Below are 13911 nucleotides of genomic sequence, written 5' to 3'. Positions count from 1 at the left end.
CAAATTATTTTCTAGTACTTAACAGTTTCCATAAAAATAAAAGGATATCATTTTTCTTATGATATCTTTTATATTTAATAGTTCCTATTTAAAATTATTTTTTAATCTCTACTCTTTTAATCTGACTATCTAGCTCTAAAAGTAATCTAGCAGTTTCATCTGTAGTAATTAGCACATTAATAACCCTTGCTTTTAATGCACTTAATATTGATGGAACTTTCTCATGTGACTCTGCTACTCCTACAGAATATTTTAAATTTTTTAACCTATCTAATTCTATAGCAATAGTTCTGTCATTGAGTTCATTATTAACTATATTCCCATTTATGTCATAGAATCTTGAGCATATTTCTCCTATAGCATCATTATTGTTTACATCTATAGTACTACCATCTCTATACTCACTATTCCATAATAAATTAGATGATCTACTTTGTGCTCCTATGCCTACAAAAGCTATATTTACTATTTCCCAAAGCTGAGATATATTTTTATAGTTTGTATCCTTTACTATTGCATCTTTTATAATTTTGTCAGAAGTTATAGCTGGCGCATAGAGATAATGTGCTTTTGCTTTAAACTCATTTGCCACTTTAGAGACTATGGTACTTACATGGTTTTCGCTATCGCTATCACTAAATCCGCCAACTAATGGTACAATATTAGCAGATATCGGTTTACAATTTGTTAATTCCCTTGCCATAGAAGCTAAAGTAGTTCCCCATGCAAACCCGATAGCATCGCCATCTTTAGCTATTCTTTTTAAATATTCTGCTGCTGCATATCCAAGAGCTTGAGACCTTACAACATTAGTTTGCTTAGGCTCCGATGGTATTATGCAAGCCTCTTTCACCCCAAAGATTTTTTCGAGTCTGTCAATAATTTTGTGTAAACTGCCATAAGAAATTTTAAATTAGATGTTTTTATGAGAAACTAGGTTTGGTATTAGAAATATAAAAACCTAGTTTTTTATATTTATTATATATTTTTACAGTAAAGCATTATAGCTATGACTAGAAGATTATAGGTAAATTTAAAAAATTACAGTTTCAAGCCTATCACTAAAATATATAGATAATTGAGCTAGTATTTGAGCCCATCCACGTATAGATTGGGTCCACTTTTTGCTTATATCCATTGTTGCTAGATAAAGCATTTTAAGTAAAGCATCATCTGAAGGAAATACGCTTTTACTCTTGGTTACTTTTCTTAATTGTCTATTATAGCTTTCCATTGCATTGGTAGTATATATTATTTTTCGTATCTCTGGCGGGTATTTGAAGAATGTAGAAAGTTCTTCCCAATTAGCTTTCCATGAGCGGATAGCAATAAGATATTTATCTCCCCATTTTTCTTCAAATTTAGCTAGCTCCGCTAAGGCTGCATCTTCTGTTGCAGATGTATATACTAGTTTTAAATCTGCATTGAATGCTTTTAAATCTTTATAAGATACATATTTAGAAGAGTTTCTAATTTGATGTATTATGCATCTCTGAATCTCAGTACGAGGATAAATCGCTTTAATAGCTTCTTTAAATCCATTAAGACCATCAACACAAGCTATAAGTATATCATTAACCCCTCTATTTTTAAGTTCATTTAATACTAAGAGCCAGTATTTTGATGTTTCATTAGCTCCAATCCAAATTCCCAAAACTTCTTTAATACCATCTAAGTTTACTCCAATAACTGCGTAAGCAGCCTTGTTTATGACTCTATTATCCTGTTTAACTTTATAATGTATGGCATCCATAAAGATTATAGGATAAACGGCTTCTAATGGTCTATTTTGCCATTCTTTAGCTATAGGAGTAATTTTATCTGTTATACCAGATATTAGTGTAGGCGAAGCCTCAAAACCATATATGTTTTCTAAGTGAGTAGCAATATCTCTGGTAGTCATTCCTTTTGCATACATACCAATAACTTGATCTTCAATTCCAGATATATCTGTTTGATTTTTCTTAACAACCTCCGGTTCAAAACTACTGTTTCTATCTCTTGGTACATCAAGTTGAAATTCTCCAAGATCTGAAATTACCTTTTTAGAGCTTCGTCCATTTCTACTATTAGATGTATTTTTATTTTTGTAGTCATATTTAGAATATCCCAGATGGTCATCAAGCTCCGCTTCTAACATTTCTTTAAGCGTATCGGCGAATAGATCTTTCAATGTTTCTTGAACATCTTTTGCACTTGTAGGCTTTGTTTCCTTAATAAGTTGTTTAATAAGTTCCTTTCTTGAAAAAGACATAATCTGTGCACCCTCCATTTAATAAGAATAATTATATCATCTTTATGGAGTTTACACAGATTATTTTACACTCTCATTTTTTCTATCTGCTTTTCTAGTTCAAAGCATTGATTGTAGTCACTTTTTATAGTAATACTTACTATACCATCATCCTTAGCTTTTTTCAAAAGTCTACTTATGGTAGTTCTATAAATACCTAATTTCTTAGATATTTCACTTTGTGTCATATTATCTATATAATATAATTGTGCTATTTTTACTAACATTCTTGTTTCATCCCATTTTGACATATGCCTCCCTACTTTCTTAAATGAAATATTGGATTTGCTTTATCACGCTTTCCACTGGTATTCAATAATTGCTCATTAGTAAATACCAGTGGTCACTTTTATTATAATATATATTTGCACATCTGTGAATACACTCACATTTATGTTGTTAAATATCATAAAAAATTTTAAACAAATAAGAAATTGAAGTCTTAATTATCTCATGTTCTAAAAAGATAAGATAGCTAAGACTTCTGATTGCTAATCAAATTAATAAATTATATATAATAGATATGAATAGATTTTTTAATAGAAATTCCAATTTCCATTTATCATTTAAATTTTATCATCTACCATAGATTCCTCATGTTCACTAACCCAATTATATGCATCTCCCTTTTCTGAAACTAATAATAAAAATAATACCTCTACAACAACCATAGCAGATACTCTAGTAAAACTAAATTCATCAAAAAATAGTTTTTCCCTTGTAGCTGTATTTATTTTATATTGACATTTATTGGCTAAAGGAGACTTTTCATGATTTGTTATACAAATTGTTGTAGCATGTTTTTTATTTGCAACATCAATTAAAGTTATAAGTCTCTTAGATGCTCCAGAATTAGATACAGCTATCACCACATCCTTTTCAGTTAATGTATATGCAAAAGCAAGCTGATTTTCCCAAATAGTATTTGCCACAGTGGATATCCCTATTTGACTAAATTTATATGCCCCATCTAAAATTACAGGTATAGTATTACCTAATGCTGCGAATTGAACAATTCTTGCATTTTTAATTACATTTAATATTTTCTTGATGTCATTTTCATCCATCATGGATATAGTTTGTTTTATTTCTATTTTTAAGTGATTGACCTATATTATTAGAATTCAAGTCATTTGATATATTCTTTTCTTCTGAAGTCACCATTTCCTTTGCCATTTCTATCTTTAAATGATGGAAACCCTTAAAATCACACTTTTTACAAAATCTAATTATAGTAGCTTCACTGACACCACTTTCAAAAGATAATTCTGAAACTGTCATATCAATGACCTTTTGCTGATTGTCTATAACATAATCTGCAATCTTTTTTTCTGCTTCGTACAAGGTTCCATATACTGAAAGAATTTTATCCAATACATTTTTTTCTTTATTTAACAATTTTATTGCCCCTTTACTAAATTCGTTAAAAAACAAATAATCATAAATTTTTAGTGGTACTTATTTTTTATCAGAATTAACGGTTTTTAACAACGTAACTTATCATAGATAATTTATTAATAAATTTTTATATATTACATTAAGAATTTTCTTCTCAACTTAACATAATAAACAAAACATTTTTTTCGTCAATACTATTATACAAAAAATAATTTTTTATAATACTAAATTTATTCTCATTCTTGTCTTGAAATCTATATTTAAAAAAATTTTATTTAATAAAAAACAGACGAACTTATTGAAGTTCAGTCTGCTTTCATTACCAATTTATTCTTTATTCAGTACAAAATATATTTTTTATATTTCTGGAGCATATTTTATTAAATATTCCTCAGCTTCTGCATTCCATAATCCACCATGATTATCTACTATTTTATTCAATTCTTTAATAAAATTATCATTATTTATATTCTTCATATTTTCTATTTCTGTTAATTCTAATGATTTATGAGTATATACTACCTTTTTACCACCAGGTATGTTTGGAAGATTTAATGTAGTTTTTGCCACATCATTCAGGCCAAGGATATGTGTAGCAATCTTTGCCACATTTACATCTCCATTTTCAATCAATCTAAGTGCTTGTTTCATATCCTTTGTATTTCCTCCACTTGTACCTACTACATGAGTTGAATTGTAATGTACGTCATAAAAATTAAATTCAGCTGAAAATTTATTATCTACTGGACCAGCAAAGAAATTCAAGCAGCCATCATAAGCTAATAGGCCCGAAGCAGATTTTGCTAAAGGTTTTACTGGTGCAAAAACAAATACATCGTCGTAACCATAATTATCTTTTGTAAGTCCTCTTAAATATTCTACATCATTTTCTATGCCACTAGTATTGACATATTTCAGGTTAATCCCCTGTTTTTTTGCTTCTTCTTCTGTATATAATTTATTGGCCAAATCTATTTTATCTTGAACAATTCCGGTAACGACAAGATTTTTAGGCTTTTTAGGACCATGTAAAGCAAGGTCGATAGCTAGGAATCCCATTGGTCCAGTTGCCCCTAGTAATATTAGATTTCCACCTTCATGAATTCCCATCTTGTGCTCATAATCCTCACCATCTGCCATATGGAAATTAGCATTGAATGCACCAATAACACAAGATAATGGTTCAACTAAAGAACCTTCAAAATATGACTTTCCATTATATTCTAATAAGCAATCATTTTCCATAACTACATTTTGAATAAGAATTTTAGTAGCATCTCCACCTATATATTTATATGAATATCCAGGTGCTAATCCTCCTTCTACTCCAAGATTAGGTTGTATTACAAATTTATCTCCTTCTTTATATTTATGAGACCACTTTTTCCCTACTTTTAGAATTTTTCCACAGAATTCATGTCCTATAATTACTGGATTTTCATGTACATTATTAGGTACTTTTTTGTGATCTCCTCCTAGTTCTGATGCTTTATAACTTGACATACATAAACTATCACTAATTACTTCAGCTATAATTTCATCATCTTGCATTTCTGGCAATTCAAACTCTTCTAATCTTAAATCTTCTTTTCCATATAATCTTACTGCTTTAGTTTTCATTTATAAATCCACTCCTTAAATATTTAATATTTTTTCAGAATCCTAACTCATTCGAATTCTTCTCTACTTCTTACGAGCATCTATACTTGTACATATTATTGAGAATTACTTTAATATACCTAACCAATAACCAACTATTCCCACACCAAATAATATAAATATCAATAAAATTGGGCTCATTTTCTTTTTAAGTAATTTACATATTATTAATGTGAGTATCAATGCCAATAAACCAGGTAATAATTGATCCAAAATATTTTGTACAGTTGTTATTACTTGCTTGCCATCTGGCCCAGTTGTTTTTGACACTACCAATGGCACATCAATTCTAGTCCATTTAGAAACTAGAGCGCCCATAACAAATAATCCAAGAATTGAAGCACCCTCTGTTAGTTTTTGTAACGTATTGCCAGCCAAATCTTTTACTACATCCAGTCCTTTCCTATATCCATAGTCAAGTCCAAACCATAACAATGCCAATCTTACCAAATTAAATCCAATAAAGAATATAAGTGGACCCAATAAATTTCCTGTTAATGCTATAGATGCTCCAAGTGCCGCCATAATAGGACGTAAAGTTCCCCACATTACAGGATCTCCTACCCCTGCTAAAGGCCCCATCAATCCAACTTTTAAACTGTTTATTGATGCTTCCTCTATATCTGCTCCATTAGCTTTAGTTTCTTCCATTGCAGCAGTTATTCCTAAAATTGGTCCTACAAGTCCTGGCGTAACATTAAAGAATACTAAATGTGACTTTAGAGCCCTTATTCTTTCCTCCTTAGTAGCATATAGTCTTTTTATGGCAGGAACCATATCAAAACAAAAACCTAATCCATGAATTCTTTCAAAATTAAAGGATGCTTGCTGTAAATTACTACGTAAAAACATATTTATAAGATCCGCTTTTGTAAGTTTCTTTTCATTATTATTTTTATCAGTCATATTAAATACCCCCTATCTTATTTATAATTTTAATCGTCCAGTTCATCATCTAGTTCGTCATCTAATGAAATTTTTGTTCCACCAGCTGCTTCAACAACATTTTGATTTCCACTAAATTTAGGTGCAGAGAACTTAGGATTTAGCTGAATATATATAACTGCTGCTATTGCTCCTATAACTCCAAAAGAAACTAAATTGAAAGTAGTGAAGCCTGCTACTACAAATCCTAGATAAAAAAATGGCATTAAGTGTTTTGCACCCATCATGTTTAAAACCATAGCATATCCAACAGCTACTATAAATCCACTAGCTACCTGTAGACCGCCTGTAACTACAGGAGGTATCATACCTAAAAGACTACTTACTCCTGCTGGACTTACGAAAAGTGAAACTATCAGTGCTGGAATTGCTACACGTAAAGCTTGAATTACCAATGCAGAAATATGACAGAAATCTATTCCTCTAAAATTGCCTTTTTCTGCATATCTATCTGCTGCATGCTGAAAGGCAACTGTAATAGTTCTTGCAAATACTGTTAAGACCTGTCCAGCGGCTGCTACTGGTAACGCAACAGCTATTCCTGCTGAAATTGATTGATGTCCCACTATTACCAATATTGTAGAAATTATACTTGCCAAAGCTGAATCTGGGGATTGTGCTGCTCCTATATTCATCCATCCAAGAGCTATAAGTTCCAGAGTACCACCCAATATAATTCCAGTTTTAATATCACCTAATACTAACCCTATTAACGTACATGCAATAAGCGGACGATGGGTTTGAAATGAATCTAAAACACTTCCCATACCAACAACACAGGATATAATAAATATCAATATAACTTGAACTACACCTATTTCCATAGAAATCCCTCCTATTTTTATTATAAATTTTATAATTTATCCATAATATTAGTTTTAGAATCTGTGGCTACTGTTCTAATTTCCAGCTCGATTCCTAAGTCATTTAATTTTTTAAAGGCTTCTCTATCTGAATCATCTACTGAAACAGCCTTTGTTATCTGTTTTTTGCCTTCTCTAAATGCCATTCCTCCGATATTGACACTTTTAATATCCACCCCTCCTTCAACCATTCTTACAATATCTTGAGGACATGTAAACAAATAAAACACATGATCATTTTCATATTTAGGATTCTTATAAACACGTATGGCCTTATCAATCCCAATAACATTTACACTGATTCCTGGTGGTGCTACTTGAAGTAATAAAGATTTTCTAATTTGATCATTTGCTACCTGATCACTGCAAACAATTATTCTCTCTGCTTTTGCTTCCTTTGCCCATACTGTAGCAACTTGTCCATGAATTAATCTATCATCTATTCTAACTAAATTAATTATCATCTTATAATTCCTCCTCTTCTATACTTGCTTGTAATTGTTTACATGAACGAATGTAAGAATTTGCGCTGTCATTTATAGTTTTTATAATGTCTTGAATTTTAATATTTTCACCATCTCTAACAGATAAAACTTCTAATAACATTGGTAAACTTGCTCCCGTTAAAATGTCAATATTTTCATTTATAATTGCAATTTCAAAGGCTGCATTGTATGGACTTCCACCAAATAAATCCACTATAATTAATACTTCTTTTGAATCTTTAAAATGTTCCAGTTTCTCTCTATATTTAATTTTTAAATCTTCTGTATTTTCTCCTGGTACAAATAATATTGTTTCTATATTTTCCTGCTTACCAAAAATCATTTCAGCCGAATTTAGTAGTTCACCTGCCAATTTACCATGAGCAGCTATAATAATAGGTATCATTTTAAAATCCTCCCTTTCAATAATTAATTAATCTTTAACCTCTAGTTTTACCCCCTGCTACATTGTAGGTTACTCCATGAACATAATTTGCTCTGTCAGAAGCAAGATAACAAACTAAATCTGCAACTTCTGTTAATTTTCCTGATCTTCCAAGAGGTGTTGTAGATGTTTTACTATATCCCGCTCTTAAGTCTTCTACAGTAATTCCACGAGTGTACGCTAATGCTGTTTCATATTCTATTGTTCTTAAACCTGTTGCCTCAAGAATTCCTGGCGCTACACCAACGACTCTTATTCCCTTTTTGCCTAATTCTTTTGCCCAGGATCTAGTAAATGAATTAACAGCATTCTTAGTTGCTGCATAAATGCTTTGCCCTTCAGACCCTTCAAGTCCACTTTCTGAAGACATATTTATTATTACCCCTCTTCCTTCTTTGAGCATATCTCTTGCTACTGCTTGAGCACAAAAGAATACGCCCTTTTGGTTAACGTTTACAATCTTATCAAAAATAGCTTCATCTAATTCATATTTACCCTTTGGTTCTTTGCCATCTACCAATAATCTTGGAATATTAATTCCAGCATTATTTATCAAAATATCAACGTCTCCAAAATTTTCTTTTGCTTTGAAAACCATTTTATTCACACTGTGAAAATTTGTTACGTCTGTTTTTACATATAATACTTTACCACTATTTTCCTTTATCTCAAATTCAGGTGCTTCAGAGCTCATATCCCCTACTACTACATTAGCTCCATTATCCAAAAACTCTTGGGCAACAGCTTTGCCTATTCCAGATGCTCCTCCTGTAACAATTACTGTTTTACCTTCTAATTCCAACCATGATTTATTCATACTTTACATCCCCCTTTTACTTATAGTGATAAAAATATTTTTCCATATACAAAATATTTTTTCTCATTTGCTACATTTTAAAAAATTTTATTTCGTATCATGTTTTTATAATACTTCAAAAGTTTTATTTTGTCAACATATCTATTGAGAAAAATAAATTTTATTTCTTGTTAAATTATCTTATGAAGTTTTATTTCTAGTATAAAGAAATAAAAAATGAAGGAAAGCAGATAATTATTCCTGCATTTCCTTCATTTTAGTGTAATTAAGATTGAAATATTGGAAACCCCATAATTAGTGAGAATTTAGGTGTAAATTACTCACTCGTAAATGTTTACATAATATAGTAACATTTACGAGTGTAGCATCTTTATATAATTCTGTATAAGTAATGAAATATTTTACCCCTAATTTCTTCATAAGATCCATTCTAGTTTTAATGAAAGCTACCTTGAAAGCATCTCTGATATCTCATATAGTCTTTCATCAAATTTCCTTGGCATAGCTAAAGCTTCATCTATGTCATCATCAGTTATCTTATTTTCTCTTATTCCTATAACTATTGATGTTTTTCCTTCAATTAGAACTTCTACAGCTCTCACACCCATTTTTGAAGCAAGCATTCTATCAAAGGCTGACGGACTTCCACCTCTTTGAATATGCCCTAAAATAGTAGCCCTTGTTTCAATACCTGTAATATCTTCAACTTTTTTTGCCAACTCAATTGAACCGCCAATTCCCTCTGCAACTATAATCAGACTATGCATTTTTCCTTTCAATTTTCCTTCAAGAATAGTTTTGCATAATTCATCAAAGTCGTAACCCTTTTCAGGTATTACAACACTTTCTGCTCCTCCAGCTATACCTGAATAAAGAGCAATATCACCACAGTCTCTTCCCATTACTTCAACTATACTTACTCTTTCATGGGAAGTAGAAGTGTCTCTTAATTTATTTATAGCATCTAATACTGTATTTAAGGTAGTATCAAAACCCAATGTATAATCTGTATATGACAAATCATTGTCTATAGTTCCAGGAATACCAACTGTAGCAATTCCAAGCTTTGAAAGTTTTTGAGCTCCCATAAATGAGCCATTTCCACCTATAACAACTAGTCCATCTATGCCAAATACCTTTAAGACACCTGCTGCTTTCTTTCTTCCTTCCTCAGTCATAAATTCAGCACAACGAGCAGTTCTTAAAATAGTACCACCTCTTTGAATTATATCTGCTACATCCTTTCTTTTCATTTCAAAGAGCTCACCATTTATTAGTCCACTATACCCTCTTTCAATTCCCATAACCTTAATGCCCTTATCAAGAGCAGTTCTTACTACTGCTCTTATGGCAGCATTCATTCCAGGTGCATCTCCACCACTAGTTAATACAGCTATCGTTTTCATATACATACCTCCCGCGACCATGAGGGACTAAATATGTCCCGTATGATTTATAAAATCTATTACTTTAGAATATTTATGTGTAATTAAAAATTACTTACTCCGTCTTTAATTCTAATAAGAATAGAGAAAAAATTCAATACTTTATGATAAAATAATGTAAATTTTATTGCAATATGACAAACTAAAAATTATTAACTTTATTTTGCATCAATTTTATTCTATTTTACACAAAATTCTTATATATGTTCTCTTATTTCAAAATTATTCCACTACAATATCTCTACGTTTATATCTTCTAAAACTGCTTCTGTATTACCTTCAATAAAATTTATTACATGCTGAATCATTTCATCTGCATGTTTTCTTTCACTGCTAACACAGGCTATACCCAGACTTATAGTTTGATGATAATCTTGATTATCTACTTCTGCTATGGATACGTTAAATTTATTTTTAACTTTTCCAATAATACTTTTTACAATCATTCTTTTTTCTTTTAATGAATGAACCCAATTTGCTCCTAGTTTTATTTGCGCAGTACCAATAATCATTTTATCTCCTCCAACATAGTAACTATTAGCCTTGTGATAAAAACTATCAATTCAGATATAATAGCATACTAACTTCTTTCTCCCTTTATTTACTATATCTTATTCTACAAACAACTTTTTTAACTCCTCTAGCTGTACTTTATTAAAAGAATCTATTATTAAATCTGCTGATGATATATCCTGATTTGCTGAGTTAATATTTTTGTATCCAACACATTTCATTCCTGCTCTCTTGGCAGCAATGGAACCATTATGTGAATCCTCCACCACTAAACAATTTTCTGGATTTATTTCAAGTTTTTCTGCTGCATATAAAAATATATCTGGATTTGGCTTACTTCTTTTCACATAATCTCCACTTACTAATACATCAAAATATTTTTCCAGACCAATGCATTTAGCCACAGTCTCTATTACATTTATAGGTGATGATGATGCAACTGCTAATTTCAATCTATCATTATGTATATTTTTTACAAGTTTATCAACTCCAGATATTGCCTCTACTATTGCATCCTCAGATGTTATATATTTAAAATAATTATTTCTATTTATATCAACTAACTCCTGAACAGAATAACTCAAATCATATTTGCTCTTTATATCACTCCATTTATAATTAGTAGTAACTCCAACATATTTTGAATGATCAATTGATGACGGCTCTATGCCTAGAGACTCTAGCATTTTTTCGTGTATTCTTAAATGATCTGGTTCACTATCAATTAGAACACCATCCATATCAAAAATTACTGCTTTTAACATATACACATCTCTCCTCAAAAAATTTTAAATTATATGTTCATAATACAATAATAATTTTATAACACTGAAGTATAAAATACAAATGCTTTGTATCAAGTTAGTAAAAATAAAGAGGGCTATAAGCCCTCTATTTTTTAGTATAAACCGTTTTTACATGGATTAGCACAAGATAGATAGAATAAAGCTATTATAAATAATATGCCTTTGTCTATTTTCTTATGAGTTCCGCCTTTTTTAGAGAATTGAAGTATTATTAATATTAAAACAATTAATGCTGGTAAACTGCAGGCACAAGAACTTCCGCCTCCAACTCCAACTGGTACTCCAATAATTTCTCTATGCTCTATTTCTTCATGTTTTTTACATTTACTCATACTATATACCCCCCTTTTTTGGGCTGTGGTCAATGTTACATTTTTTTACATCTTTTGTTTTCTAATATATATTATTCATATTTCTTGAAATGGTGTATTATTTTTTATTCTTTGATAGTGAATTTATAATATTAATTATAAACGCAAGCTGCTTAACATCTATATTTTTTAATGAATTCTGTATTTCATTCATATCTACATTACCTAATACCTTTTGTATTTCTCGCATATCAACATTTTTAAGCATATTTTGTATTTCATTAGGATTTAAATTTTGTTCAGCCTGATTTGAATTATCATTTTTTTCCTCTTTATGATGATCTGGTCTTCTACTAGACATTAAATCACCTCTTTATTTAAAGGATGGGCATATGCCCATCCCTTTAAAACAATTAGTAACCTCTCTTACAAAGATTGCTGCAAGATAAATAGAATAAAGCGATTATAAATAATATACTGTTATCTACTAATTTTCCATGGCTTGAAGAACGTGAACTTGAACTTGAACTTGTTCTTGAACTTGAGCTTGTGCAAGAGCTTGTTCTTCTCTTTTTACTAAATTGAAGTATTATCAATATTAATATTATCAAAGTAGGTAAGCTACAAGCACAGTTTTTACCCCCACCAAATATGCCACCTGGGAATCCTCCCATTGGATATCCTGCATTAGGATATCCTGGATTTGCATATCCTCCGTCGCAACATTCTGTTTCATATCTTCTACTCATTAATAACCCTCCTCTGGCTAATAATGCACTGTATCATATTTTCCATCTTTTGTTTTCTAATATATATTATTCATTATTCTATAAAGTGTGATATCATAAATTATATTTTAATTTATGTTTTTACTTAGCCTTAGTTTTGCTTGCCCCGTATATTTCCATTACTATTCTTAACAATTCTGATTTATCAGAATTTACAAGAGTGTTTATAGCTCTTATTATTTCTTCTCTGCCTGTATTTCTTGCACCATTGCCTTGATTAATAGTGTTAATATTACTAACCGCTTCACCTATTTGGTTATTATCTGTCTGTGAATTATTAACTTTCCCTAATAACGATGAAACTTGATTAATGTCTATATTGCTTAATAGCTGGGCTATATTTCCAAAATTGAAGGAACCACCACTATTTTTATTAATGCTATTACCATTATTATTATCCTGTGAACTTATGATCTTATGATGATGATTTCTACTATGTCTGGACATACTTTTGCCTCCTTAACCTATAAATTATTTAAAAATAAAGTTTTTATTATAAACCCTAGGGTGCAGTATTATATTCTTCTCCATATTCTTCTCTATCTTCTATATCTTCTCTTATATCTTCCTCTCTAGCTTCCTCTCTAGCTTCCTCTCTAGCTTCCTCTCTAGCCTCTTCTCTCTCCTCTTTTTCCTTACAAAAGAAAATTACTGCCACTATTACTATAATAAATAAAGCATTGCCCCCCAATATTTTCCCAAGTCCCTTACTATTACCACCAAAGCTAGCTCCAAGATTGGAAAACATATCATTATTGAAAGGATTATTCTTGAAAGCCTCTTCTGTAATGTGTCTTTTTTTACGATGTTGTGACGCATATTTGCCTTTTGGTGATTCTGATGCAGAATAATGCTGTTTTTTAAAATTAAAATTACTGAATTTTTTTCCTTTACCAAAGCCAAATGCAATAACTAAAACTAATGCCCAGACTATTAATTTATTGGAACCATTACGTGCACCCCCTAATATATCTCCTATTCCCATAATACTCACTCCTCCCATATTGTTAAAAGCTCTATAATATATTATTCTAAATTTATAATTTTGCTCTCATCTCATTTACTCCCATTAATAAGTTTCATAAATACACATAATTTATCTTGTACATTTAAAAATGGTGCATTTTCACCAAATGCACCAAA

The 13911-nt window shown here is 30.5% G+C and carries 17 protein-coding genes and 1 pseudogene; all 18 read right to left on the bottom strand.

Annotated elements, in window-relative coordinates:
* Positions 1-94: 94 nt before the first annotated feature.
* The 18 genes and pseudogenes from CLOPA_RS06420 to CLOPA_RS06335 all read right to left on the bottom strand — a co-directional run bounded on the left by CLOPA_RS06420 (position 95) and on the right by CLOPA_RS06335 (position 13753).
* On the bottom strand, positions 95-880 hold the full coding sequence (locus tag CLOPA_RS06420; RefSeq protein ID WP_278246050.1) for a sugar-binding transcriptional regulator: 786 nt from the start codon (positions 878-880) through the stop codon (positions 95-97).
* 153 nt (positions 881-1033) lie between these two features.
* Positions 1034-2254: an IS256 family transposase gene (locus tag CLOPA_RS06415; RefSeq protein ID WP_015614553.1), complete on the bottom strand. Its 1221-nt coding sequence runs from the start codon at positions 2252-2254 to the stop codon at positions 1034-1036.
* A 65-nt stretch (positions 2255-2319) separates the two neighbouring features.
* Positions 2320-2544, bottom strand: a complete 225-nt coding sequence (locus CLOPA_RS06410) for a sigma factor-like helix-turn-helix DNA-binding protein (RefSeq protein ID WP_051115612.1) — start codon at positions 2542-2544, stop codon at positions 2320-2322.
* Between the two features lie 315 nt (positions 2545-2859).
* A pseudogene (locus tag CLOPA_RS06405) lies at positions 2860-3691 on the bottom strand (MurR/RpiR family transcriptional regulator).
* A gap of 357 nt (positions 3692-4048) precedes the next feature.
* Complete coding sequence (locus tag CLOPA_RS06400; RefSeq protein ID WP_015614651.1) at positions 4049-5311, bottom strand: zinc-binding dehydrogenase; 1263 nt, start codon at positions 5309-5311, stop codon at positions 4049-4051.
* Between the two features lie 105 nt (positions 5312-5416).
* Entirely contained in the window at positions 5417-6256 is an 840-nt protein-coding gene (locus CLOPA_RS06395) for a mannose/fructose/sorbose PTS transporter subunit IID (protein ID WP_015614650.1), read from the bottom strand.
* Between the two features lie 29 nt (positions 6257-6285).
* Positions 6286-7119 (bottom strand): PTS mannose/fructose/sorbose transporter subunit IIC, encoded by an 834-nt coding sequence (locus CLOPA_RS06390; RefSeq protein ID WP_015614649.1) that lies wholly within the window; start codon positions 7117-7119, stop codon positions 6286-6288.
* 29 nt (positions 7120-7148) lie between these two features.
* On the bottom strand, positions 7149-7622 hold the full coding sequence (locus CLOPA_RS06385) for a mannose/fructose/sorbose PTS transporter subunit IIB (RefSeq protein WP_015614648.1): 474 nt from the start codon (positions 7620-7622) through the stop codon (positions 7149-7151).
* 1 nt (position 7623) lies between these two features.
* Positions 7624-8049: a PTS sugar transporter subunit IIA gene (locus CLOPA_RS06380; RefSeq protein WP_015614647.1), complete on the bottom strand. Its 426-nt coding sequence runs from the start codon at positions 8047-8049 to the stop codon at positions 7624-7626.
* A gap of 34 nt (positions 8050-8083) precedes the next feature.
* Positions 8084-8905: an SDR family oxidoreductase gene (locus tag CLOPA_RS06375; RefSeq protein ID WP_015614646.1), complete on the bottom strand. Its 822-nt coding sequence runs from the start codon at positions 8903-8905 to the stop codon at positions 8084-8086.
* Positions 8906-9351: 446 nt separating this feature from the next.
* Positions 9352-10311 (bottom strand): 6-phosphofructokinase, encoded by a 960-nt coding sequence (gene pfkA / locus CLOPA_RS06370; protein ID WP_015614645.1) that lies wholly within the window; start codon positions 10309-10311, stop codon positions 9352-9354.
* Between the two features lie 269 nt (positions 10312-10580).
* Positions 10581-10862, bottom strand: coding sequence for a DUF503 domain-containing protein (locus CLOPA_RS06365; RefSeq protein ID WP_015614644.1), 282 nt, complete (start codon positions 10860-10862; stop codon positions 10581-10583).
* A 99-nt stretch (positions 10863-10961) separates the two neighbouring features.
* Positions 10962-11627: an HAD family hydrolase gene (locus CLOPA_RS06360; protein WP_015614643.1), complete on the bottom strand. Its 666-nt coding sequence runs from the start codon at positions 11625-11627 to the stop codon at positions 10962-10964.
* Between the two features lie 134 nt (positions 11628-11761).
* Positions 11762-12001 carry a hypothetical protein gene (locus tag CLOPA_RS06355; protein ID WP_015614642.1) on the bottom strand — a complete coding sequence of 80 codons (240 nt, stop codon included), beginning with the start codon at positions 11999-12001 and terminating at the stop codon, positions 11762-11764.
* Between the two features lie 97 nt (positions 12002-12098).
* Positions 12099-12341, bottom strand: a complete 243-nt coding sequence (locus CLOPA_RS06350; protein WP_015614641.1) for a hypothetical protein — start codon at positions 12339-12341, stop codon at positions 12099-12101.
* Positions 12342-12393: 52 nt separating this feature from the next.
* Positions 12394-12729 (bottom strand): hypothetical protein, encoded by a 336-nt coding sequence (locus CLOPA_RS06345; protein ID WP_015614640.1) that lies wholly within the window; start codon positions 12727-12729, stop codon positions 12394-12396.
* A 120-nt stretch (positions 12730-12849) separates the two neighbouring features.
* Positions 12850-13215, bottom strand: coding sequence for a hypothetical protein (locus tag CLOPA_RS06340; protein WP_015614639.1), 366 nt, complete (start codon positions 13213-13215; stop codon positions 12850-12852).
* Positions 13216-13270: 55 nt separating this feature from the next.
* On the bottom strand, positions 13271-13753 hold the full coding sequence (locus tag CLOPA_RS06335; RefSeq protein WP_015614638.1) for a hypothetical protein: 483 nt from the start codon (positions 13751-13753) through the stop codon (positions 13271-13273).
* Positions 13754-13911: the final 158 nt, after the last annotated feature.

The sequence above is a fragment of the Clostridium pasteurianum BC1 genome (assembly GCF_000389635.1).
Lineage (GTDB): Bacteria > Bacillota > Clostridia > Clostridiales > Clostridiaceae > Clostridium_I > Clostridium_I pasteurianum_A.
This window is presented reverse-complemented; position numbering and strand designations above follow the sequence as displayed.